Consider the following 23,004-nt stretch of genomic DNA (forward strand, 5'->3'; position numbering starts at 1 on the left):
GAGCAACACTTTCTGGGGCTTCTTAGAAACCGACGCTCAGCCCGAGCTCCAGGGTCCGCGGTGGGCCAAGATACTGGGGACGCGATACAAAGTCCTGCGTCTCGTCCCAGTCAGAACTCGCGTCGGGTTTGCCGGTATCGCCGAACACGTACAGCACATTTCGCTTGTTGAAGAGATTATTGACGTCAGCGTATAGTGCCAACTCCATTCCCATCAAGTGGAAGAGCTTCTGTGCGCGCACGTTGACCGTCATGGTCCAGGGCCGCCGGGCGCTGTTAGGCTCATCCAGCCGCAGGCCACGCGAACTTAGGGGGGTGTATGGCAGCCCACTGCCGTAATTGCCCACTACATTGACCGCCCAATTGCCGGGTTTGCCAAAGTCCAACACGAAGTTCATTGTGTGGGTCTGATCCCAGTCCATGGTCACGGTCTTCTTCGGCGGATAGGTCTTGAACACAGAGAAGGAGTACCAGTCGTTGTAGTGGGCGGTGACGTCTGCTGCGTTGCCTTCTGCACGAGAGTAGGTGTAGTTCAACGTGCCGCCGAAAAAGTTGGAAAAGCGTTTCTCCAATGACACTTCCACACCTTTGGCATTGGCGTAATCCATGTTCACATAGCGCCAATAGGAAGTTGGCGTGGCCATGAAACGCTGCAGCGCGGTATAGTCGAAGATGTCCTTGTAGTAGACGGTGATGTCAAGGGCTATGTCGCGGCTCAAGCGGGTCTGCAAACCGATCTCATAGGCGATGGTCTTCTCGGGCTTGAGGTTGGCGTTGCCCACCCAGCTATAGATGCCGTAGATGGACAAGTCTGGGTAGGGATAATTGGGGTCGTCCTGGTTCTCGAAGTAGTAGAGGTACTGGTAGTCCGGTACTTGGTAAAAGTGCCCGTAGGCAAAGTGCAGCACGGCCCGGTCGGTCACCGGATGGGCAAAGCCAAGGCGGGGACTGAGATGAATCTTTTTCTCTGCGTCCTTGAGCTCGGCGGTTGTCGGTTTGGTGGGGTCGCCGAAGTACTTGGCCTTGGTGTCCATGTAGTCCAGCCGAAGGCCGGCGTTCACCACCAGGCCCCAATCTTCAAATTCCATCTTGTCCTGCAGGTAAGCAGAGCCCTCCAGCGGCTTGTGCGCGTAATGGTAATACTCGGGCTTGGGGTTATAGGGCCCGCCAACATAGAAGTAGCGCAGGTCTAGCTGTTTCAGCTCCACTCCGGCCTTGAACTGATGTGTCTTGGTGGCTTGGCTGGTGACGTCGAACTTGACCGTGCTGATGGTGTTCTTACGCTCCTCAAAGTCATTGTCCCCCCCGATGGTCCAGGTGCTATCGACCTTGTTTCCCGCGTCGTCGTACTGGTAGGTCCACCACCCCTTATTGAACTCGTACTCTTCGTCCGGGCGGGTGCGGTCCGCCTTGCCAGCGTATTCGAGAGAATCGCTGAGCTGATAGTACTTGGCATATTCTCTGCCCACGTAGGTCTTGCCGGTCCGCTTGCTCTTGTAGACGAAGAATTCCTCCTCTTCGAGGCCTTTGTACCAGTAGTTGGTGACAAAGTGCGAGCCCCGGAGCGTGTAGAAAGTGCGAGGGCTGAGGGTATGCGTGAGGGTGAAGTTGACCATGTAGTTGCTCTGATAATTGGTCTCCAGGGCATCGGGCACGTATTTGTAGCCGTGGCTGTAGTTCTTGTACTGTGTCTGTCCAACCACACCGCCGATGGTGAGTTTGAGGCTCTCGAAGGGCTTGAAGACTAACTTGCCGTTGCCGCGGCTCTCGATTCGATAGGGCATTCCGGTCCACCCGAGGTAGGTATCGGTGTCGAGATAGTCGCCGGAGACGAAGAACGTGTTGGCCTTGCCAAGGAAAGGAATCGGTCCTCCCACGTAGGCATCCAGCCGGTAGGTGTCATAGTCGTAAAGCTTTTTGGTCACTCTCTCCCAGTAGCGGGGATCCATTTTGTTGCTCCCGGGAGTCGCAGGAGCCGTGCCGGCCAGACTGATGGGCTGGCCATCTGAGGTAACCCAGTCGGTGCGCTGACCGTCGACGATGCGTTGGTACTTGCGGAGGTAGGTTATTTCGCGGGGGTTGACGCCCTTGTCGGTGCGGAAGCGCACCCGCCCGGAATAGTTGGCACCGCCCTCCTTGGTGACGATGTTCAGGACGCCGGACATAGCCTCCCCATATTCGGCGTTGAATGTGCCGGTCATCACTGCCAATTCGGCAATGCCCACATTGGCCACGTCGCTCCCCATGCCTCCTACCTGTGGGTCTTCGACATAGAAGCCGTCGATGAGGTAGGCCAGTTCACCCGAACGCCCGCCGCGCACGTTGAACTCGCGGTTCAGGCCCGTTCCCGATTCGACGAACCCCGGGTGCGTGGCGAGCACCTGCTGATAGGTGTTCACCGGCATTTTGTCGATCTGCTCACCGGTAGTGACGCTGGCAGTGGCGGTCATGTCTCGCTCGATGAGCGGCCTCTCTGCGGTGACCACCACCACTTGCCCCTCCAGCACCGCCGGTTCCAAGTCGAAGTCCACCTTGGTTGTATAGTCCACCGTCACCTGGACTTCCCGCTTGACCACCGCGGTGTAACCGATCATCGTTGCCCTGACACTGTATTTGCCGGGCGGCACGTTGATGATGAAGTAGTAGCCCTCCGCGTCGGAGGCTGCCCCCATGGTGGTTCCTTCGAGGATGACGTTTACCGCGGGCAAGGGCTTGCCCGTGCTTTTATCCTTGACAATGCCGGCTATTTTGCCCGTGGTGCCCGCCCAGAGAGCCTGGGCCACTACAAGCATCAGCACAAGCACACCAACAATGGTCACGAGGTACGGACTGCGCTTCATGGACGTCCCTCCCGTAAAGGATCGTACACTTGCGCCGCGCCATCAAACAGTTGTTGCGACGCACTCGCTGTGCTCTCAAAGCCGCTGGAAGCGACTTTGTTTTGGCTGGTCCACAAGGGCTGAGCCCCCTCACTGTGAGGCCAATTCGACAGCGGAACGTTGGGACCTAAACCTCGAGCTATCGCCGACGTTCCATGTTTCAATATAACCACCGAAAAACAAAATGTCAAGAAAAAAATGAATAGCCCTCAGACCGTGGGCGCAGAAAGAACCCTGGTTTCGGAGGCCCCTCCGAAACCACGCTCGGTTGTTCTCACAAAGTGGAGAGCTATCCTTTCACCGCGGGTCGGGTGCTAAACCCAGCACCAGGCTCAGCATCTCCCGTTGAGGTAGTACTTGAGGGAATTGGGCTTGACTTCACACTCCTGGGCAATACACACAGGGGCGATCTTTCCCTTGTCGCGCATTTCGAACAGGCGCGGCACGATCATGTCGCGCAGGTCTTTTAACCTGAAGGGGTTAACGTAGATCTTGGTACCGCCCTCAAACCCTGCAGGAATGGTGACACGCCACTTGATCAGCACGTGCCATGGCATGGGGATGATGGCATCGCGGGGCATGTAGTACCACTCCTCATTGCAGGAAAGCTGGTTGCCCATGGCCGCGTGGATGGCATGGACGATGTCGCTAAAGCCTCGTAGTTCTTCGTCCGTGTGCTCGCTCGGCTTGCAGTGTTGGCTTTTGGAATAGATGGCGATGGTAGGATAGCGGTGCCCGAGGTCGACAAAAGCCATGGCGAAGTCGTTTTCGGCAACGACCAGATTGTGGTAGGAAGCAAAATTGGCTGCGTACTCGTTGTACATGTTGGGGCTCGCGTGCGCAAGCTGGAGTTCGCGCTCCACCGACACGCCCCACTCATCCAGGCCCACTAGCTGCTTGTGCAAATGGTCGAACGAAGCACCAGCAGGGCGGAGCCAGTTTTGGTACACGCTCACGTAGCGGACGTAGCGGTTCTGGTCATAGATATCTTCCATGGCCGCGATGGTGAACTTGAAGTACCAGAAGTGTTCCTCAGGGGTGAGCAGGCCCGAAGAAAGCGAGTCTGAGTCGTACTGCGCGTCAGGTGTGTAGTGACGGCGGTAGATGACCAGGTCGTGGGAGCCCCCAAAGAACGCATCGGCGTGCTCCAGTTTCTCGTCGACCGACATGCTGCGCAAGTAGCTCTCCGAACGGCCGCTCATGCTCAGCTTCATATCCACCATGTGCAGAACGTGGCCCAAGCCCTCTTTTGAGGAGAGGTATCGCTGCTTCCACGCCAGGTTCCGCTCACTGAGCCGGTAATCGTGGTTCTTCTTCCAATAGTCTACGCTGACAATCTCGAAAAGATTGGGAATCCGACGAAACTCGGCTGTAGTGGCAAAGAGCTGCTGAGGGTCAATCCGCTCCAGCATGTAGTAGCCATTTTCGCCCCGCACCAGACGGCTTTTTTCCGGCGGGGTGTTGAGGTAGTTTGCTTCGCAAAAGTTGCAATAATCTTCGGGAGTATGGACTTCAAGTTTCTTTGCGGTCTTGGGGCGCTCGTTGGTGATTGGCTTGTGTCGCCTGTCTGGTATAGCCCACACTTCTGTGCCAGTGAACGGATGGATCTGCTTCTCCGTGCCGTCTGGCATCACATGGTACATCGCTTCATGTACGCGCTCTAACAAGCTGCCTCCCTCCGCAATAGTTCACGCCTGCAAGGAATTTGGCCAGGCGACTGGCAATATACGAAAACGATTAAAATTTTGCAACAGGAAAAACCAGTCGCGGCCTGTCGTTGCAAGGTCCCCCACCTCGTCAATCGAGTCGCTCAACTTGCCAGTCATAGTCCCATGTGTCAAAGTACAAATTGCCCCCCCGCCATTCTACCTCGCCTCGCTGAAAGTCCACCGTTTCGCTGCGGGGGTAGATCTTTGCCGGATAAAGGGGCTGGGAAAAGTCGTCATTCACTATCCAGCGGTAGGGGTCGGTGTTGCCAAGACAGAACCAACGTACGCGCTCGTCCTTGGACTCCTTCAGACCGTATGACTGGTCCACCAGCACCCAGCCATATGGTTCAAGGTACATTTCGCACCAATCGTGCATTGATTCCTGGCCGGGCATCATTTCGTACCCCGACTGCCAATGCACCGGGATGCCATTCATGCGCGCCAGGGTCATGAAAAGCAGGGTTTGCATGCCGCAGTCGCCGTGGCGTTCTCGGTAGGCGTACATTGGGATATTGCGAATGGTGGAGTACTCCCTTGCTCCTGCCCACGGGACCCACTGGTCCACCCAGGCGAAAATCCGCTTCGCCTTCAAGTAAGGATTGGACTCGTTGCCCACAATCTGCTTTGAGATGGCGCGCAGCTCATCGGTAAAGACGATGTGGGGTGGAACTTCACGCGTGTTTTCTTTATACAGGGCCGAAGAGGTATCATAAGGCTGCACACGCGCAGGGTCGATGCCGTTGTATTCGGCGTACGAGGTGAAGGAAAAGGTGTAGCGAAAGACCGTGGGCTTTCCGGCAGTAGCCTTTTGCTCGAAATAAATGGTTCGCTGCAGGTAGCGCTCGTTGTCGGCGATGAGGTAGTTAGATGGACTGGCCGATTCCAGCACTATCTGCTGCTGACGACGATTGCCTTCGCGCGGATAAGGAAGCCAAGCTCGGATGACTTCTCCCGGTGGCACCGCGTCGGCATGCACAGACAGGGTGTAGGTAATGCGGAACCGCTTTGGCTTGACCAGGCGGGTGCCAAGGGTCTCGCTCGCCTGGATGATGGCCGCAGCGTCCTCTTCGTAGACGTAGGCCGGCTTTTTCATCAAGCCGTGCTTCTTGTCGTAGTCGAGTTTGATGCGGCGTGCCTCCTTATCGAGGCGGAAGAGATTGCTCGCGGCCCGCGCGAAGTACCACTTCTGCCCGTCTATGACCATGCTCTCCAGTGCGTGCGCCTCTTCCCAGCGAACCAGGTCTGCCTCTGTCGCGGTGGGGATGTAGAGCCGAATTTGTTCGAGGACCTCGTTCCTCGTCGTGGTAAAATCCTTGCGAATGCGCTCCAGCCGCTCTATCTCAAACTCCAGCGCCAGGCGGTCCAGCGCCGGCATGTCCGGATTGTTTGCCAAGGCGAGGCGCATGGCCTGCTGCGCCTTGGCGAATTCTCCCGCGGCAATGAGCGGCTCGAACGGTGCCAAGGGACCTTGTCCCAGCACCAGACCCGGGAGAACCATCACTGTAAGAACACATCCGTATTTCATCTTTGTCTCCCAGAGCTCTCTCCGTGCACATTGTTGCGCGCCGGGCCCCATCATGAACACTTATTAGTCCCGAGACGTGCCGTGGATGGCCCAGATTGCCCCCCACCTTCAAACCACCTTGTCACGTGCTCCTGCTTCCCACAAGGCGGGTGCCGAAAGCTACCGCATCGGTTCGCTTTTCTTGGGCTCCCGTGGGCTTAGAGCGCCACTGGGGCTCTCGGTTGGCCTCGACCCTCCTTTTCTCGCCTGCTCCTTCATGAGAGGGGGTACCTCCGCTTTTCCTTCCGATAGCGGTCCCGCATTTTGCGGCCCTGGGTAGAAGTAGACTCTCACCGAATTGTCTTGGGCTCCGCGTCGGGCGGGAAACTCCGCCACCAGCGAGGTAAAGGAAGCTAACCATCGGTACATGTCCGGCTGCTGCGGCGGAATGGTCTTGCCAATAGTAATGAGCCAGGCCCGCGGTAGGTCGCGCAGCTCTTCTTCACGAGCGGGTACAAGAATCCGAGAGCTATCCAACTCAATTCCTTGCAGCCGCGCCGTGCCTTGCACGTAGAAGCGTGCCTCCGCCGGATCCTTGAACAGGTACACCGGGATTATCAAGTCCTCCTTGGCGACATGCCGGTTTATGAAGCGCAGTGCCTCCCGTAGACGGTCACGGTTACCCCAGCCGGGTCCAAAGTATTCATAGTCCGTTTCCAAGGAGGGAAGGAGCACAAGGGCTAAGACTCCAACAAGGGCGAGCTTACCTTTCCTTTGGTCCGTCAGATGCGCCACGAAGCATGCCGCTGCTACCGCGAAAGCGGGAATTATGAGCGAAGTATACTTGGCGCTCACATTGACTCGGAACGCGGAGGCAAAGGCCAGCGCCAAGGGCGCCAAGAGCAAATAACAAACCAGGAAGACGCCTTTGACCGTCTGCTTACGTAGCACCTGGATACTCCCCAGCAGTGCCGCCACTGCGACCGTGGGGGTGAGGTGATAGGCGAGTTTGAGGGCGAAGACCAAGGGAGTCGTTCCCCAATAACCTGAGGTGAGTTGCTTTTCGTGCCAATGAAGAACAAAACGATAGAAGCCAGGCACGAAGATGAGGCTTACCCCCACAAGGAGCACGGCAGTAAGGCGCATCCGGCGCGCGTCTGCTGTGTCCTTCAGCGGGCCAAGCCAGGATAGCGCGAGGAGCACGAAAACGGCTATGACAAGAAGAAATGCAGCGGTGTTGTGCAGGAAGAACGAGATGGCGAAAAGGCTGAGGAAGAGCACCAGGTTAACGAAGCGATAGGTTTGCAGGAAGCGAAAAAAGTGGAGTGCAGCCCAGACTGTTACGAAGACGACGATGGCATAGGCTCTGCCGAATTGTGACAAGTAGATGTGCCAGGGCGAGAAGGTGACGCAGAACACGGCCAGCAGCGCAACGCGCCTGTCGAACATGGCGCGGGCAAGATGGTACACTCCGAGCAGGGTGAGGGTGCCGAACAAGAAGGGGAAGAAGCGCAGGGCAAAGGCATTAACGCCAAAAAGCTGAAGGGAAAGGCGCGTGAGGAGGAGAAAGGGCTGCCGCGGGTCGCCGCCCCACGGGCCTAGCGCTCTGTCCAGGGTGTAGAGTTCGTCAATCCAGCAGCTCCAGGTGCCCAGCTTGTACAGGCGGATGCCGCCGCCCATAAGGATCAAGGCTCCCAGGCAGAGAGCCTCGCGATAGGGCCGGTGTGACTTCGAGCTAAACGTGGGGCGTCTCCACCAGGACAGTGATCAAGCCGAGGCCGCATCGCGCTGCCCTCCGCCCTTGGCGCCAATTCCAGGCGCCCCGACCGCTATCCCTGGCGCGGTGCCCATGGCTGGCAATACGACAAAGCCCTGGGCGCTGTCCCAGGGCCCGGTGGTGGCGCCTCCCGGAATCGAACCGGGGACACACGGATTTTCAGTCCGTTGCTCTACCGACTGAGCTAAAGCGCCAACTAACCAGTGGCAAATATAGAAAATTTTCCTTCTCTGTCAAGTGAAAAGTTGCTGTGAGGGCGAGAAGGTGAAACGCGGCCAATTGCCCCGTCGCGACGTGCGCGAGCCCCACCCCCCATAAAGACGGGTCCGACGGTCAAGTTCGTCCGCCGGAAGCATCGCCCTCACAGCCGAGGCGTCAACTATCTGACAAGAAACAGCCTACCGGTGATGACTTCCTGGCGTTCGGCTGTCTGCGCCAGCACCCGGAAGAGGTAGATGCCAGATGGGGCCGCTAGCCCGCTGGTGTTGACTCCGTCCCACTTCATGGTAAATACGCCTTCTTCCCCCGCTTTTTCGGTGAGGATGCGGACCAGACGCCCCTGCAAGTCGTAGATGGTGAGCACGGCCGCGCACCTTTCCGCGACGTGGAGGGAAAAGGTCACCGAGACATTGAACGGGTTAGGATAGGCGGCCACGCCAAGAAGCAGGGGGCGTGCCCGAACCGGGGCCGCAGGTACCCCTGGAACATTTGCGCCCCTTACCAACTCCGCCACGGCATGCATAATCTTCATCCCGCTCGAGGGTTCAAGAGCCGACACCCAGACGAAGTGAATCCGGTTGAAACGATCCACCCCCAAGTCAAAGCTGAAGCTGTTTGCCTCCTCCCCAAAAGGTGTGAGGACCTCTGACCAGGTCCTCTCCCGCCCATACCTGTAGTAGTGCAATCCCTCCTTGGGCCAGGCGATATAGTCCCACAGTGCGTGCAGCAGCCCTGAGCTATCGGCTACGACTTTCAGGTGCCCGGGAATGTGGAGCGGTAGCCTGGTGAAGGGGTGGGCACTCAAAGCCAATGGCCCCGCCCATGACCTCCCGTCTCTTGAGAAGGAATAGACCAGCTGGTCCGGCCACTCGTGTTTGTCATAGTCGACTCCCCAGAATACATGACGACAACCGTCCCTAGTAACTGCAACAAGGGGCCACATGTAGTAGTGCTGTGGATTGAAGTAGAGCTCCGAGGGACTGCTCCATTCCCCTTTGACGGCCCTGAAGGCGTAGAAAAGCGCAGGGTACCAGGTTTCCCCCCGGGGCTCGCCGACAAATGCCAGTTCTAATGTATCGCCTCGGCCTCTGGCCAATGAGGGCTCTTGGGAGCACCCGTTTTCCTTGGGAGAAAACCGTTTAATACCTACAAGCGTTGAGCCCCACCGCCCCTTTTCCCACAGCTTCCAGAAAATGGTGCTCTGCAAGGCATAGCCCTCCCACCAGGCTATTGCCACACGGCGATTCGGTAAGGTCGCCATGCACAACCCTTGCCCTTCCGGCGCGCGCTGGATGCAATGCATTTCCGTCCACGCCCCGCCTTCATACACCATGTGCCATATACTTTGGAAGAAGCCATAGAAAGGCCATCGCTCATCTGACACGCCAAGGACCAGATGGAGGGTGCCGGCATCGTCGAAGTCGAAGCCTATGCCGGTCACTCTCACTGTCTGGTGCCGGAAGAGCATTTGTTTTTGCCATCCAGTGCTATCCTGCCACCAGTGGAACAGGACATCCTGGTAGAAGTCATCGTTCTCGGGGTCTTCCAGCGCGACGATGTGCACACGCCCCACGCTGTCAATGGCCATGTGCATATGAATGGGGCACGCCAGCGCGCTATCAACAACTTCCCACTGTCTCCACTGGATCGTGGGTAGCTGTTGTGCCGAGGCACTCGCTAGCACCAGGAAGGTGCCGGCCACGTGCATGGCTCGAGCACCACACCAAGAAAGCATCGCTTCCTCCCCCAGCGTTCGTGTCCTTTTCTCCTCAGGCGCCACCCAACATGGGTGTCTCGCCCTTTCGAACTGAAGTCAAGGGGAGCCAGGGAGGGCATCACCAGGCCGCCATTCCCCTCGCCAGTCCCGACTTACGGTCTAACTCTCATCGGCTCGTGAGCCAGAACGGGCCCCGCGCCGCTCGCCTTTGTGTATTCCTTGACAGACTTGCTCATCTTGTACCCGTGCGTAGATTCCATTTTCCCTTCCCAGGCGAAAGGCATTGATGACTCCCAGTGCACCAACGCGCAGTACCAGTTGTAGTTGAGGTCGGAATGCTCTTCCAGAAAGTGCCACTTTGGATCCCCAACTGGGCGGTAGTAGGCCGTGCTGTGAACCCGAACCCAGTAGATGTTGATGGGCTGAAGTGTGTTACAGTCGAACACGGAGCTGCTAGCGTTGAAGGAGAGAGTAGGATCCGGTCGCGGGTGTACTTCGTAGATCCACGACTCCTCTTCGGTGCAGAACCATTCTTCTTCGGATTTGACCAGCTCCCCATTCTTTGCCTGCGCTTTGCCCGGAGCCTGGACGTTCGTGACCGTCCCCCCTTCGCCCTCCGCCACAGACCCTTCCGCCAGCTTGTCCCAAGGCCGCTCCGGGCTGTACGGCTGGTCCTTAGAACAGGCCATAAGCGCGGCAAGAACCAGAGCCAGCGGCAATGCTAAGCCTCGCATAGGGCGCCTCCTTTCCCTTCTTATGAGCATTTCCTTCTACCTTCCGCCCACCCTGGCTCGTCCTAATGTAAAAAAAAAAGGAGGCTGTCAAGCAATAAAACGGTGGAGACAACGAAAAGGAGCCAAGCGGTTTGGGCCTATATCTGATTTGGGACATTGAGCGAGGACCATACCTTTCGCCCTCCTTTCTGCCCTCAGTGCGCAAAAAGTTCTCAGGACCACCAAACGAATCATCCGAGCCACGGGCCACGGGCTTCGTTGGCAGAGTGAGCCGGAAGCAGGCCGAGGGCCCGGCCGACGACGCGGCGGGAAGTGCGTGCCTCGCACCTTTTGCTTGTGAACCGCCTGCCCGCGCGCGGGGGCGTGACGCTTCCCTCCACTGCCTTGCCCAGGTCTCCATAACTCGCACGCTTCATATCCCCCGGGGGAGGAGCGCCAACGTGGCACAGGAGACGGCGGCACTACTCCCCGTCCGTGCTCACCAGCCCAGCAACGGCTTCACTTGGCTATGATAAATGACAAGGCGACAGCACCAAAGACTCGCAGACGAAATGCGAAGGGGCCGGCAGATACCCGCGACCGCCACTTTGAGAAGATGGTCGTGGGCACTTGCGGCGCATGCTCATTTCGGCGCCTGTTGGGCTCGGGGCCCGGCCTCAGGTCCCTGGGGCGGATGCTCTTCCCAGCCGCACTCCGAGAGCTGTACAACCCATAGACGCCGAGCGCGCAGCTTGCTGCGAAAGATCGGGCCGACCGAGCCTTAGTCACTCTCTCGCCTTTGCCCCCCAGGTCCGCCAGAACGGCCCGGAGCCGGAGGTTGCTATAGACGCATTTCTGGTCGCGCGGCCGCGTGTGAATTGAAGGATACCCTCGGCAGAAGCCACTCCGCAGCAGTGCCGCTCTGCGAACCCGGTGTTTGCTCCTGACCTCTCCGCGCACTGTCCGTACGGTCCAAAATCCCCTTGATTCTTTGCCATTTTTCCACTATTTTGCCAGCAGTTGAGAGGAACAAGGTGTGGAGAAACGAGGACTGCCCGACAGTGTATTGATCAGACGCGCCCTGGCCGGTGACCAGGGGGCCTACGGCCACATCATGGACCGCTACCGGGGGCCCATCTTTCGCATGGTTCATCACATGGTGCGCAACCGCCAGCAGGCCGAAGACCTGGTGCAGGAGACCTTTATCAAGGCTTTTGCTGCCTTGGCCAATTTCAACGAAGACTACACCTTTTCCACCTGGTTGTACAAGATCGCCATTAACAACTGCATCGACTACTTCCGCAAGAAGAAGCTCGCCACTTTCTCCTTGGAGCAACCTATCCAGGCGAAGGATGGGGAGATCGCCCGCGAATTTCCCGACCTTGGTTCAAGTCCTGATCGAACATTGTTGGCCAAGGAGAGGACCGCCCTCATCGAGGAAGCCATAGCGAGCTTGCCTGAAAGATACCGCATCTGCATCATTCTTCGCCATCAGGAGGATCGCTCCTACGAGGAGATTGCCCAGATCCTCCATGTGCCACTTGGTACCGTGAAGGCCCGTATCTTCAGGGCACGGGAGATGCTCAAGAAGCGCCTCAAGGACCTCATGCGCCCCTGAGCGATGCCCTACCGGGTTCTGACCAGCTTCTCCACGTGGTGCTCCCCTGAGGTGACAATCCGACAGAAGTAGACGCCGGCTGGCAGCTTGCGCCCTTGCGCATCCGTGCCGTCCCAGGTCAACAGATGTTCGCCGGCGGCGAGGACCCCCTCGGCCAGGACTCGTACTGTCACCCCCCGCACGTCCACAACGGCCACGCACGCAGGTGACTCCTTTGCGAGAGAGAAGCGAACGGTGCTATTGCCCCCCGAGGGATTGGGATACAATGGCCAGAGTTGGAACGCCGTAGGCTGTCGCAAGGGAGAAGTGACTGCCACGATGCCAAGCACGGTCCTCGTCCCGTCTCGGCTCACCTCCTCCAATCGATACCGGCAGGAGGTGCCACGGGGAGCAGCACGGTCCACGAAGCGGTACTCCTGTGTGCGCCCGAGTCCCCCCATAGCGGGCACTATTCCGTCGGTGACCCTTGTCCACTCTTCTTCGTCGCTCAGCGTTCTCCAGAGGAGAAAGCCGAGGCACTCTACTTCGTCAGTGGTTTGCCATCTAATGACAACTTCCTCTCCTTGCCAGGCAGCCTCGAACAGCAGCAGGCGCACAGGCAGTGGCAGAATACCCGCGTCCTGGTACGGTTCAGAGTTCAGGACGATCTCGGCGGAGGCCGACTCTCCCGTAGCCTTGTCGTAAACCTCTACCACCAGGAGCTCTCCCGCGTTCCACGCAGAGGTAAAATCGCTGCACTGCACCACCCAGAGCAGGCGAGGGGGGGACGCGTCGTAGAGAAGGCCTGTCTGGCCCGCGTGGCCCTCTGTGAGGCGATCGTCGGGCCGTGTCTGCATGTGGGCCTCAAAGGCAATGTGGTCAAGCGGCGGAATGGAGCCGGTGCTTGACCGGATCTCGCCGAAAACAAGGTGCGGAACCTGCGCCTGCACCGGGTTTGGTCCAGGAACCGAGCCGAAGAAAATCACATGAACCAGGAAAAGATAGCCGAGCTGTCTCATACGGTGCTCCGCCTTAAGGCCAGGTGACGTCTTGGCTGACGCGCACAAAGTAGGGCCAGCCAGGCATGAGCGGGAAGTTCGTGGCTGGCTGCGACGGTTGGTAGAACTCTACCGCTTGGGCTTGGGCGTTCCACCTCCCCACGTGGGTGCAGCGAGGAATGTTGCCGAGCAAATCGGACGCCCTGGTCAAATGCCGTTTGCTGAATGGCAAAACGATGGCGTTGAGGCGCCCCTCCGGGAGGGCCCGAAGCAGATAGCTTCCATCGGCCACGCGCCCCGCGAGGCTCATGATTCCCGGCGAAGAGGCGTTAGCCAATAGAACCTCAGCGCTATTCAGACGAAAGTCGGTCGCCGGCAGCGCTGGCACGTATTGGAGAAGTTGCCCAGTCGCGGGGTTGAACCGCGCTACTGAGTTAATCTGTGGGAAGCGAATCAATAGGTCTGCGGCACTCGATTGATCTTCCTGGGCAAAAGGGATGGCGACGGCGTTAAAGTCGGTCCCCGAGGTGGTCACCAGGGGAAAGTCAATCTCGCCCACGTAGCCGTAGAGGGCCGATTCGAGCTCGCCATGGGTGGCTGTGATGGCGTAGAAGGCGTTCTGAGCTGGATTGCCGAGAAGGCTTTCGGCCTTGTCGCTCCAATCGACAACGGGAGTTCCGGGATTCTGGTCGGAGATGGCCGCAGCCACCTTGACCACCAGGGGATTGCCCAGTGAGAAAAACGGCTCAGTGCTCCGATAGACGTTGAAGCGCGTGTTCTCCAGCTTTGTATCGGCGTTCCACCACAGGTGCACTTTGCCATCTACAATCTCGGCGTTTAGGTTGGAGAAGGTGACCTTGAAACGGAACTGGTGGATGTGCTCGAACATCCAGCGGTCGCCTGGGTCCTGCTCCGTGCCATCGCCACCGACGTCGAAGCGAAAGGGGTACATCAGAAGCCATCCTGTATGCCAAAACCAGAAATAGCCCATGTTGTACTGTTGCACCGGCTCGTTGCGCAACATGTCCTTCTGATCTTCGGTGTAGACCCCATCCAGGCGGATGCCCGGGTCGCCGACGCGGTAGGCGGGGGCGTGCCAGGACTCGTTGTTGATAATTGGTCGGTCGTGGCGAGAAGGGGTTCTGGCAATGCCCGAACCGTGGTAGAACCATACGTCTGCTGTGGGCACCTCCAATGCCCCGCAATTCGACCAGGGACTCACTCCGCAGATACGATTGGGGTCACTCGCATGTACGCTGTCAACGAGGACCTTCGCCTTTTGCAACACAAGCGAGGTTGGCCACTTCTCGGTGCCGTTCCAGGGGAAAACGTCATCATAGTCGTACCCCTCATGGCCGAACTCGTTGGCCACATCGATAAAGACGTGACGATAAGGTTTCAGCCAGAGGGTGATGTTCCTGATCGCGCGGAAGATGGCAGCGTTGTCCACGAAGTGGTCGTGGTCAAGGTAGGGTGTGGTGGCTGCGCGTCGGCACTGCCGCTGATAGAAGTAGCAGACGTTCACCACCATGTTCAGCTCGCGGGTGGCCTCAAGCAAACGCCGCAGGCGCGCAAGGTACTGCGGCCGCAGCGAACCGTCCGGCTCAAAGGTGCTGGAGTCGTAATACATCCCCGTGTTGGGGTCAATGTTGCGGTCAAAACCAGGCCAGCAGCCCTGGAGGTTGACATAGATCGTGTTAACGCCGTAGGCGAGGTACTTCGGCAGTTCCCGGATGCACGCCTCTACGGTGGCATCGTCCCACAGGGCGTTGGGCACACGCACGCCCCACATGTCGAACGGTTTGCCGTCCAAGCGGAATCGTGTGCCGTCCACACTGAGTACGTTCCCCGCGTGCGTCATCTGCAATGAGGAAAGGATGACAAGCCCGGTAGCGATCACTGCACGAAATCCGAACAAGAAGCGCATGATTGATCGTCCTCATGTTGGAGTTTTCGCGTTGCTCCACACCATTTGCAAATTCTGCGCCAGTGCGCGAGAGTCTCAGCAGCAAGTCAAAGGCGGTCACTTGCTGTTTCAATCTGCGGCAGGCAGGGCATTCCGCGTCCATGTTGGGACAAAGGCCTGCCGGCGCTCTTAAAACAAATTTACCACACTATACCTGTTCAAAGCAAGGGGTTTCTGGTGGCGAACGGACTTTTCCCTTTACAATTGCCCTCCGTTTTTGTATATTGGATGCTTGAATGGCGATGACGAAGGAGGGGAGTTAAGGTTTCGCTCATGGCAGACAAGGAGTCAATAGTCATCCGCGGGGCAAGGGAGCACAATCTCAAGAACATCGACCTTGAGATACCCCGCAACAAACTGGTGGTCATTACCGGCCTGTCGGGTTCAGGCAAGTCTTCCCTGGCGTTCGACACCATATATGCCGAGGGGCAGCGCCGCTATGTGGAATCGCTCTCTGCGTACGCCCGCCAGTTTCTGAGCCTGATGGAAAAGCCCGACGTGGACTATATCGAGGGCCTATCGCCTGCTATCTCTATTGAGCAGCGTACGGCCGCCAAGAACCCGCGTTCCACCGTGGCGACCGTCACTGAGATCTACGACTACCTCCGGCTATTGTTCGCGCGGATTGGGGTGCCGTACTGCTACAATTGCGGTCGGCGCATTGAGCGGCAGACCGTGGAGCAGATTGTCCAGGCGGTCCTCGCCCTGCCGGAAGGAAGGAAGATCCAGGTGCTTGCGCCCATTGTGCGAGGGCGGAAGGGCGAGTACCGGGAGGTGTTTGAGGAGGCGCGGCGGGACGGCTACGTGCGGGTGCGCGTGGATGGTGAGGTGTACGACCTCGATGCCAAGATCAAGCTGGACAAGAACAAGAAGCACAACATCGAGGTGGTGGTGGACAGGCTGGTCCTCGGACCCCAAGTTGCCTCTCGCCTTGCCGACTCGGTTGAGACAGCTCTTGGCCTCGGCTCAGGCATGGTCCTGGTGGAGGTGATCGGCGAGCAGGAGCTTCTCTTCAGCGAGCACTATGCCTGCGTGGAATGTGGCATCTCTTATGAGGAGCTAGCCCCCAGGCAGTTCTCCTTCAATAGCCCGTACGGCGCTTGTCCTACCTGCAACGGTCTGGGCGAGCGGATGGTAGTAGACCCTGCCCTCGTCATTCCTGATGATAGTCTTTCGCTGAATCAAGGTGCCATCGCGCCGTGGGGCCAACTGAAGGACGGATGGTACCGTACTCTCCTCCAGGGGGCCGCGTCTCACCTCGGCCTGGACCTGGACACGCCCGTGCGCGAATTGAAGCCTGAGCAGGTGCAGGCGATACTTTATGGCTTGGGGGAGCGGCAGATTCGGTTCAAGTACCGCAGCGCCACGGGCAGACATGAGAGCACCTTCACCGGCACGTTCGAAGGGGTCATCCCCCATCTGGAGCGTCGCTATCGCGAGACCGAGTCGGAGGCCGTGCGGGAGTGGATAGAAGGATTCATGCGCCCGGTGCGCTGCCCGGAGTGTGGGGGCGCACGGCTCAAGAAGGAGAGCTTGGCGGTGCGCATCGGTGCGCACAACATTCACGCAGTGACCACCATGTCCATCAAGGAAGCGTTGCGCTTTTTCGAGAATCTGCATTTGAACCCTCGCGAGATGGAGATCGCCCGGCAGATCCTAAAGGAGATCCGGGAGCGGCTGACGTTCTTGCTGAATGTGGGGCTGGATTACTTGACCTTGGATCGGCCGGCGGCGACGCTCTCCGGCGGCGAGGCCCAGCGCATCCGCCTGGCGACGCAGATTGGCTCGCAACTGGTGGGGGTGCTCTATATTCTGGACGAACCTTCGGTGGGCTTGCACCAACGGGACAATCGCCGGCTCATCGCAACGTTGGAGCAGTTGCGCGACCTCGGGAACACAGTGCTCGTGGTAGAACACGACCGGGAAACGATGGAGCGGGCGGACTATATCGTGGACTTGGGGCCGGGAGCGGGAGAACATGGCGGGTGGGTCGTTGCGGCCGGCCCTCCGGAGGTAATTAGGACCAGCAACGGCTCCATTACCGGCGACTACCTCGCAGGGCGACGCAGCATCCCCGTGCCGGGTCGCAGGCGTCCGGGCAACGGCAAGTTTCTGACGCTCCGAGGCGCACGGGGCAACAACCTCAAGAAGATCGACGTCAGCATTCCCCTGGGCGCATTTGTGTGCGTCACAGGGGTGTCCGGCTCCGGAAAGAGTACCCTTATCAACGAAACCCTCTATCGCGTACTGAGCAGGGAGTTGTACCACAGCAAGGATCAGCCCCTGCCCTACGATCGCGTGGAAGGCCTGGAGCATATTGACAAGGTAATCGATATCGATCAGTCCCCGATCGGCCGCACCCCGCGCTCCAACCCCGCAACCTACACCGGGGTCTTTAGTCTCATCCGCGACCTTTATGCCCAGATACCGGAGGCGAAGATTCGCGGCTACCGCCCGGGGCGGTTCAGCTTCAACGTCAAGGGCGGCCGCTGCGAAGCCTGCCAAGGCGATGGCATCATCAAGATTGAGATGCACTTTCTTCCCGATGTGTACGTGACTTGCGAAGTGTGCAAGGGCAGACGGTACAATCGCGAGACGCTGGAGATCCGGTACAAGGGACGCTCCATCGCCGACGTGTTGGAAATGACGGTGACGCAGGCGCTGGAGTTTTTTGCTAACATCCCCAGGATCAGGCGCAAGTTGCAGACACTCCACGACGTAGGGCTGGGCTACATCCGCTTGGGGCAACAGGCTACTACGCTGTCCGGGGGTGAGGCACAGCGGGTCAAGCTGGCAGCCGAACTCTCAAAGGTCAGCACAGGGAGGACGCTGTACATCCTTGACGAGCCCACCACCGGCCTGCACTTTGAGGATATCAAAATGCTCCTGGATGTGCTCAACCGGCTTGTGGACATGGGGAACACTGTGGTCGTGATCGAACACCATCTGGACGTGATAAAGGGCGCCGATTATGTCATAGACCTGGGTCCGGAGGGTGGCGAGGAGGGAGGGTATGTGGTTGCGGCGGGTACGCCCGAACAGGTGGCCCAAGTGCAAGAGTCCTACACCGGCCAGTTCCTGCGGCGGGAGTTGGCAGCGTGAGTAGTGGTGCGAAAAAACCATGACGCTCCCTGGCACATGGGATGCGTGCCATGGCGGGGTGCTTGTTCGGCAAAAGGGGAGACGCTCGTTATGAGCTGGATGAGGTTTGAGTTGCAAGCAGTTGTGCAGATGCTCGTAGCGGTGGTTCTCGGGGCGGTGGTAGGACTTGAGCGCGCCAGGCACGGTAGGCCGGCGGGCATGCGGACCCACGCGCTGGTCTGCGCCGGCGCCACCATGATTATGCTCACCGCCCGAGGGCTGGCAACCGTGAGCCCCGAAGCAATGGCTCGAATCACTGTTGACCCAGGAAGGATTGCCGCAGGCATTATCACGGGAATTGGCTTTCTCGGCGCAGGCTCAATTATCAAGTCAGGCGACTTTGTGCGCGGACTCACCACCGCGGCCTGCCTCTGGTTCGTGGCCGCTTTGGGCATCATTATCGGTGAAGGGTTCTTTCTGCTCAGCCTGCTTGCGACGGCCCTCGCGCTTTTCCTTTTGGTGGTGATGGATCGCTTTGAGCATCGTTTCGCGCGCGTGGTGTACCGAAGCCTGCGGGTGGTCGTGCCGGCCCAAGAGCGCAGACGTGTGGAGGACTCTCTTCGGGAGGTCCTAGCCGAGATGGGCATGCGCGTGCAAGATACGCAGTATAGGCTCAGTGCACAGGCAGGAGCGGCGCAGATCGTGTTCCGCCTCAGGGGTAGCACCCGCACCAGCGGTTCCGAGCTTATGGAAAGGCTTCTGGCGGTTGAGGGGGTGAGGAGCGTGGAGTGGCGATGAGCCGTAGGCTCGGCCTCCCGGCCGAAGCAGGTAGAGGCAATGCGAATTCGACGCGCGCGACCCTGGCGCGTCGGCCCAAACCTAATCTCCCTACGACCGGCTGCAGGTAAGGAAGCGGAGCTGGCATGAGCGAGAAGAGACGGATTCGTTTGGGTGTAGCGCTAGTACCTGTGCTCTTTCTTGTGGGAGCCCTCTCTTTCACGATCATTGTACTCAAGCAGTCGCCGCACATCCCCCTGATTTGCGCCTCGGCCTTGGCGGCCACCATTGCCGTGGCCCACGGCTACAAATGGCGCGAAATCCAGCAGGGCATGGTTATAGGCATCACCTTGGCGATGGACGCCATCCTTATCCTGATGGTCGTCGGCACCCTCATCGGCACCTGGCTCCTGGGGGGGATAGTCCCCACGATGATCTACTACGGGCTTCAACTCCTATCTCCTGCCATCTTTCTTGTGGCCACCCTGATTATCTGCTCCGTGGTGTCGCTGGGAACAGGCTCCTCGTGGTCCACGGCTGGGACAGTGGGCGTGGCACTGGTGGGTGTAGGGCAGGGTTTGGGCGTCCCCTTACCGATGGTGGCCGGAGCCATAATCTCAGGTGCCTATTTTGGCGATAAGATGTCCCCGCTTTCCGACACGACCAATCTGGCGCCAGCGGTTGCCGGTACCGATATCTTTTCCCATGTTCGGCACATGGTCTACACCACAGCGCCCAGTTACGCGCTTTCCCTTTTTCTCTTTGGGCTGATCGGCCTTCGCTTCCGCGGAGGAAGTCTGAACACGGAAAACGTGCTGACTATTCTTGCGACCTTGCGCAACGGGTTTGTCATCCACCCGCTGCTCTTGCTCCCGCCATGCCTGGTCATTCTCATGGTGGTCAAGCGCATTCCCCCCTTGCCGGCGCTGTTGGCCGGGACGGCTATGGGGGGGATCTGTGCCTTGGTTGCCCAGTCTGCCTCCCTTTCGTCTGTGGTGAGTGCAGCCCACCGGGGCTATGTTTCCGCCACCGGCGTGGTGGCGGTCGATGAACTCTTGACCAGGGGTGGGTTGGTCAGCATGATGGAGACGGTGGCGCTCATTGTCTGTGCTCTGTCCTTTGGCGGCATTATGGAGAAGACGGGTATGCTGGCCACAATTGCCGAAGCGCTCCTGCGCCGCGTGCGCAGCACAGGCTCCTTGGTGGCAACGACCCTCCTCAGCTGCATCGGGATGAACGCCATCGCGTCAGACCAGTACCTCTCCATTGTCATCCCAGGCAGGATGTACAAAGACGCGTTCGATCGCATGGGGTTGCACCCGAAGAACCTTTCGCGTTGCCTGGAGGATTCTGGAACGCTCTCTTCGCCCCTCTTTCCATGGAACAGCTGTGGCGCCTTCATGCATGCAACGCTCGGCGTGAGCCCGCTTGCCTACCTGCCATTTGCTTTTCTGAATCTGACTAACCCTTTGGTATCGGCGGTGTACGGCTACACAGGCATCACGATGGCGAAGGCGGAGGCCGTCGAGGTGGAGGTGCCCGAAGCTGTATGAGGGCTGGCCAAGAGGGTGGTGCGCGGCGCGGAGCGTTTTTCCTCGGTGTGAACGAAGTGGTCAGCAAGGTGCCCCGCGGGAGGGTGGCGAGCTACGGACAGCTCGCAGCGCCTGCGGGGATGCCACATGCGGCGCGGTTCGGCTGGAAGCCACGTCAAAGGGAGCTGGCAGGTGCGTAATGTTCGGCAGACGGGCAAATAGCTTGCAGCGGACAGAGCGCGCACAGAGGCTTGCGCGCGCGACAGATGGTGCGCCCCAGACGCAAGAGATTCATATGCAGCGAATAGGCCTTCCCTTTTGGCACCAACGGTTGCATCAGGTGGTGCGTCCTCTCGGCAGTGGCCCCGGGAGGGACAAGGCCAAGGCGCATGCAGATGCGATGCACGTGTGTGTCCACCGGGAATATGTCCCGCCCGCACGCGAACATGAGCACGACACTGATCGTCTTGATGCCCACCCCTTTGCGTTGGAGGAAGAGGTCAACGACGTGCTCTGTAGGCTGCTGGCAAATGGACCGGAGGTCGAGCGCACCATAGGTTTGCTTGATCCATGTCAAAAGCTCCTTGATGCGGACGCTTTTTTGATTGCTGAGGCCGGCAGGGCGAATGGTGCTGGCGATCTCGGCCGTGGGCGCCGCAAGGACTTCATCCCATCGGGGGTAGCGCGCGCGCAGGGCCTCGTAGGCCAGGTCGCGATTGCGGTCGTTGGTATTCTGCGAGAGAATGGTGCGTATGAGTACGTCTAGTGGGTCACGTGGGCCGGTCCATTTGGGTTCACCAAAGGTCTTCTCGAGGAGCCGAGTGACCTCGCCAGCAAGGTGCGCCAGTTTGGGCAAAGCTTCTGTACATTCCGTCATGTACTGTGCCCCGTTGGGTGAGTGACTCGAGGAGTATTCCCTATGACAACCAAACAGATCGCGACAGCCGGACTCATCGGTGCACTGTATGCGGCTCTGACCGTTGCCCTGGCGCCCGTCAGCTATGGCCCGGTGCAGATTAGGGTGGCAGAAGCGCTGACCGTGCTTCCTTTTCTCACGCCCTGGGCCATCCCCGGCCTGTACTTTGGTTGCATGGTGGCGAACGTGTTTGGCGGCCTTGGTCCGGTGGATATCTTCGCTGGCAGTTTCATAACGCTCGTGGCGGCGCTTCTTACCTACGCGCTCCGAACCACGGGTAAACCCTGGCTGGCGCCGTTGCCTCCCGTGGTGTGCAATGCGCTAGGCGTGAGCGCCTACCTGCATCGCATCGCGGGGATGCCCTACTGGCTCACGGTGCTCTACGTGGGTGCCGGCGAGGCCGTGGCCTGTTTCGTGCTTGGGTACCCTCTTCTGATGGTGATGCGGAGGCGCTTTTTTTGCGCGCAGCCTCCTGTGCAGCGCACTTGCTAAGGATGCCGCGCGCAAACTGCTCCTCGCACACCGCGATCATGGCCACGGGCCCGCGACCGACCTGATGCCCAAGTTCTGCCTTGCCTATGACCTCGGCAACCGGTACATTGCACGCATCAGCCAAGGCCCGGAAGTGGATGTGGACTTTTTCCGGGGCGTCGTGCGCCAGGACTAAGAGCTTAGCGCGTCCGGTCCGCAGGGCAACGCGCACGGCTTCGCGTCCAATGGCCACTTTGCCCGCTCGGCGCGCCAGGCCGATCATGCGTAAGTCACTGAGGAGCATCTCTACTCACCACCACTCTGGTCAGGTCCTCGTACACTTGCTCGGGCACTGGGCAACGCAGCGAGCGTTCCAAAGCATGTCGCTTCTTGGCCATGGAAACGCAGGATGGGTCAGGGCAGACATAGACACCGCGGCCAGGCGCCCGGCCTGACAGGTCGACGCTCACCACGCCATTTGTGGCTCGGACCACACGGAGTAGGGTCTGTTTTTCGCGCACCTGGCGGCAGCCCGCACACGTGCGCAAGGGGATGTGACCGGCGCGCGAGTGCTTGGAGCGTTTCATGGCTTGTCCAGCGATACAAGCAATCGTGGCTCAAGTATACAAATCGACCGCCGCATTGTCAAGGACTATTTTGTCAGGAGGCACACGGTGCTTCTTGAGGCGCATGGGGTTGTTCGCTTCGCTGGCACGCGCCATGAGGCGATAGCAAGTGGCGCCGCTTTTTCCCTGCCACAGGGGGTGGGATAGTGCGCCGTCCGGTGCTCTTGGCGCGACTCGCCGTGGTGGCCGCGCTGACGATCGTAGGCCAGGTGGTAGGTCTACCGCAGCCTTTCACTGGGCCGTTCGTCAACGCGATGCTCGTGCTGACATTGGTATTCGTCGGCTGGGTGCCGGCGTTAGTGTTGGGGTGCGTGACCCCAGTAGTGGCGCTGGTGCGCGGGTTGCTCCCGCCAGCCCTGGGCGTTGCGCTGCCCATCGTCGCTGTGGGGAATGCAGTTTTTGTGAGCGTGTATGGCCTTGGCTGTGGTCTGGCGCGACAGCCACTCTGCTATTTAGGTGCAGTGAAAATAGTGACCATCGTGCTCACCGCGGCTTTGGTCAAGTTCAGCTGGTTTTTCCTCTG

The 23,004-nt window shown here is 59.1% G+C and carries 17 protein-coding genes and 1 tRNA gene; 7 read left to right on the forward strand and 11 right to left on the reverse strand.

Annotated elements, in window-relative coordinates:
- Positions 1 to 22: 22 nt before the first annotated feature.
- The 7 genes from ONB25_04885 to ONB25_04915 form a co-directional block, all read right to left on the reverse strand.
- Entirely contained in the window at positions 23 to 2,839 is a 2,817-nt protein-coding gene (locus tag ONB25_04885) for a TonB-dependent receptor (protein MDZ7392227.1), read from the reverse strand.
- A 371-nt stretch (positions 2,840 to 3,210) separates the two neighbouring features.
- A complete protein-coding gene (locus tag ONB25_04890) occupies positions 3,211 to 4,545 on the reverse strand; it encodes a DUF4921 family protein (protein ID MDZ7392228.1) in 1,335 nt (444 codons plus the stop codon).
- A gap of 130 nt (positions 4,546 to 4,675) precedes the next feature.
- Complete coding sequence (locus tag ONB25_04895) at positions 4,676 to 6,112, reverse strand: transglutaminase domain-containing protein (GenBank protein MDZ7392229.1); 1,437 nt, start codon at positions 6,110 to 6,112, stop codon at positions 4,676 to 4,678.
- 159 nt (positions 6,113 to 6,271) lie between these two features.
- Complete coding sequence (locus ONB25_04900; GenBank protein MDZ7392230.1) at positions 6,272 to 7,771, reverse strand: glycosyltransferase family 39 protein; 1,500 nt, start codon at positions 7,769 to 7,771, stop codon at positions 6,272 to 6,274.
- A 215-nt stretch (positions 7,772 to 7,986) separates the two neighbouring features.
- A tRNA-Phe gene (locus tag ONB25_04905) sits at positions 7,987 to 8,062 on the reverse strand.
- A gap of 185 nt (positions 8,063 to 8,247) precedes the next feature.
- Positions 8,248 to 9,822, reverse strand: a complete 1,575-nt coding sequence (locus tag ONB25_04910; protein MDZ7392231.1) for a T9SS type A sorting domain-containing protein — start codon at positions 9,820 to 9,822, stop codon at positions 8,248 to 8,250.
- A 134-nt stretch (positions 9,823 to 9,956) separates the two neighbouring features.
- Positions 9,957 to 10,538, reverse strand: a complete 582-nt coding sequence (locus tag ONB25_04915) for a hypothetical protein (protein ID MDZ7392232.1) — start codon at positions 10,536 to 10,538, stop codon at positions 9,957 to 9,959.
- A 1,015-nt stretch (positions 10,539 to 11,553) separates the two neighbouring features.
- On the opposite strand from ONB25_04915, the gene ONB25_04920 reads away from it, so the two are divergent.
- The gene (locus tag ONB25_04920) at positions 11,554 to 12,135 is read left to right on the forward strand and encodes a sigma-70 family RNA polymerase sigma factor (protein ID MDZ7392233.1); all 582 of its coding nucleotides are present in this window, start codon (positions 11,554 to 11,556) and stop codon (positions 12,133 to 12,135) included.
- 8 nt (positions 12,136 to 12,143) lie between these two features.
- Here ONB25_04920 and ONB25_04925 read toward each other — a convergent pair whose 3' ends face one another.
- Both ONB25_04925 and ONB25_04930 read right to left on the reverse strand, forming a co-directional pair.
- Positions 12,144 to 13,133, reverse strand: a complete 990-nt coding sequence (locus ONB25_04925) for a T9SS type A sorting domain-containing protein (GenBank protein MDZ7392234.1) — start codon at positions 13,131 to 13,133, stop codon at positions 12,144 to 12,146.
- 13 nt (positions 13,134 to 13,146) lie between these two features.
- Positions 13,147 to 15,039, reverse strand: coding sequence for a hypothetical protein (locus ONB25_04930; GenBank protein ID MDZ7392235.1), 1,893 nt, complete (start codon positions 15,037 to 15,039; stop codon positions 13,147 to 13,149).
- Positions 15,040 to 15,351: 312 nt separating this feature from the next.
- On the opposite strand from ONB25_04930, the gene uvrA reads away from it, so the two are divergent.
- The 4 genes from uvrA to ONB25_04950 all read left to right on the forward strand — a co-directional run bounded on the left by uvrA (position 15,352) and on the right by ONB25_04950 (position 20,668).
- On the forward strand, positions 15,352 to 18,180 hold the full coding sequence (uvrA, locus tag ONB25_04935) for an excinuclease ABC subunit UvrA (protein MDZ7392236.1): 2,829 nt from the start codon (positions 15,352 to 15,354) through the stop codon (positions 18,178 to 18,180).
- A gap of 90 nt (positions 18,181 to 18,270) precedes the next feature.
- Positions 18,271 to 18,957, forward strand: a complete 687-nt coding sequence (locus tag ONB25_04940; GenBank protein MDZ7392237.1) for an MgtC/SapB family protein — start codon at positions 18,271 to 18,273, stop codon at positions 18,955 to 18,957.
- 125 nt (positions 18,958 to 19,082) lie between these two features.
- On the forward strand, positions 19,083 to 20,489 hold the full coding sequence (nhaC, locus tag ONB25_04945) for a Na+/H+ antiporter NhaC (protein ID MDZ7392238.1): 1,407 nt from the start codon (positions 19,083 to 19,085) through the stop codon (positions 20,487 to 20,489).
- Positions 20,486 to 20,668, forward strand: coding sequence for an MGMT family protein (locus ONB25_04950; GenBank protein MDZ7392239.1), 183 nt, complete (start codon positions 20,486 to 20,488; stop codon positions 20,666 to 20,668). Before nhaC ends, ONB25_04950 begins: the two co-directional genes overlap by 4 nt.
- Here the strand turns inward: ONB25_04950 and ONB25_04955 are convergent.
- Positions 20,644 to 21,345, reverse strand: coding sequence for an endonuclease III (locus ONB25_04955; GenBank protein MDZ7392240.1), 702 nt, complete (start codon positions 21,343 to 21,345; stop codon positions 20,644 to 20,646). The genes ONB25_04950 and ONB25_04955 overlap by 25 nt on opposite strands.
- Before the next feature lie 42 nt (positions 21,346 to 21,387).
- On the opposite strand from ONB25_04955, the gene ONB25_04960 reads away from it, so the two are divergent.
- Positions 21,388 to 21,876 (forward strand): QueT transporter family protein, encoded by a 489-nt coding sequence (locus ONB25_04960; protein ID MDZ7392241.1) that lies wholly within the window; start codon positions 21,388 to 21,390, stop codon positions 21,874 to 21,876.
- Positions 21,877 to 22,145: 269 nt separating this feature from the next.
- Here ONB25_04960 and ONB25_04965 read toward each other — a convergent pair whose 3' ends face one another.
- A complete protein-coding gene (locus ONB25_04965) occupies positions 22,146 to 22,442 on the reverse strand; it encodes a YlxR family protein (protein MDZ7392242.1) in 297 nt (98 codons plus the stop codon).
- Between the two features lie 185 nt (positions 22,443 to 22,627).
- Between ONB25_04965 and ONB25_04970 the strand changes: the two genes are divergently transcribed.
- Positions 22,628 to 23,004, forward strand: a 377-nt coding sequence (locus ONB25_04970; GenBank protein ID MDZ7392243.1) for a hypothetical protein, incomplete at its 3' end; no start/stop codon positions are given.

It is taken from the genome of candidate division KSB1 bacterium (genome assembly GCA_034506335.1).
Lineage (GTDB): Bacteria > Zhuqueibacterota > Zhuqueibacteria > JANLFK01 > Oleimicrobiaceae > Oleimicrobium.

Excerpts from the sequence above, each read along its gene's own strand:
- ONB25_04930 (MDZ7392235.1), bottom strand. The coding sequence starts at position 15,039 with ATGCGCTTCTTGTTCGGATTTCGTGCAGTGATCGCTACCGGGCTTGTC.
- ONB25_04915 (MDZ7392232.1), bottom strand. The coding sequence starts at position 10,538 with ATGCGAGGCTTAGCATTGCCGCTGGCTCTGGTTCTTGCCGCGCTTATG.
- ONB25_04885 (MDZ7392227.1), bottom strand. The coding sequence starts at position 2,839 with ATGAAGCGCAGTCCGTACCTCGTGACCATTGTTGGTGTGCTTGTGCTG.
- ONB25_04925 (MDZ7392234.1), bottom strand. The coding sequence starts at position 13,133 with ATGAGACAGCTCGGCTATCTTTTCCTGGTTCATGTGATTTTCTTCGGC.
- ONB25_04940 (MDZ7392237.1), top strand. The coding sequence starts at position 18,271 with ATGAGCTGGATGAGGTTTGAGTTGCAAGCAGTTGTGCAGATGCTCGTA.
- ONB25_04895 (MDZ7392229.1), bottom strand. The coding sequence starts at position 6,112 with ATGAAATACGGATGTGTTCTTACAGTGATGGTTCTCCCGGGTCTGGTG.
- ONB25_04900 (MDZ7392230.1), bottom strand. The coding sequence starts at position 7,771 with ATGGGCGGCGGCATCCGCCTGTACAAGCTGGGCACCTGGAGCTGCTGG.
- nhaC (MDZ7392238.1), top strand. The coding sequence starts at position 19,083 with ATGAGCGAGAAGAGACGGATTCGTTTGGGTGTAGCGCTAGTACCTGTG.
- ONB25_04955 (MDZ7392240.1), bottom strand. The coding sequence starts at position 21,345 with ATGACGGAATGTACAGAAGCTTTGCCCAAACTGGCGCACCTTGCTGGC.
- ONB25_04950 (MDZ7392239.1), top strand. The coding sequence starts at position 20,486 with ATGAGGGCTGGCCAAGAGGGTGGTGCGCGGCGCGGAGCGTTTTTCCTC.
- ONB25_04960 (MDZ7392241.1), top strand. The coding sequence starts at position 21,388 with ATGACAACCAAACAGATCGCGACAGCCGGACTCATCGGTGCACTGTAT.
- ONB25_04910 (MDZ7392231.1), bottom strand. The coding sequence starts at position 9,822 with ATGCTTTCTTGGTGTGGTGCTCGAGCCATGCACGTGGCCGGCACCTTC.
- ONB25_04965 (MDZ7392242.1), bottom strand. The coding sequence starts at position 22,442 with ATGAAACGCTCCAAGCACTCGCGCGCCGGTCACATCCCCTTGCGCACG.
- uvrA (MDZ7392236.1), top strand. The coding sequence starts at position 15,352 with ATGGCAGACAAGGAGTCAATAGTCATCCGCGGGGCAAGGGAGCACAAT.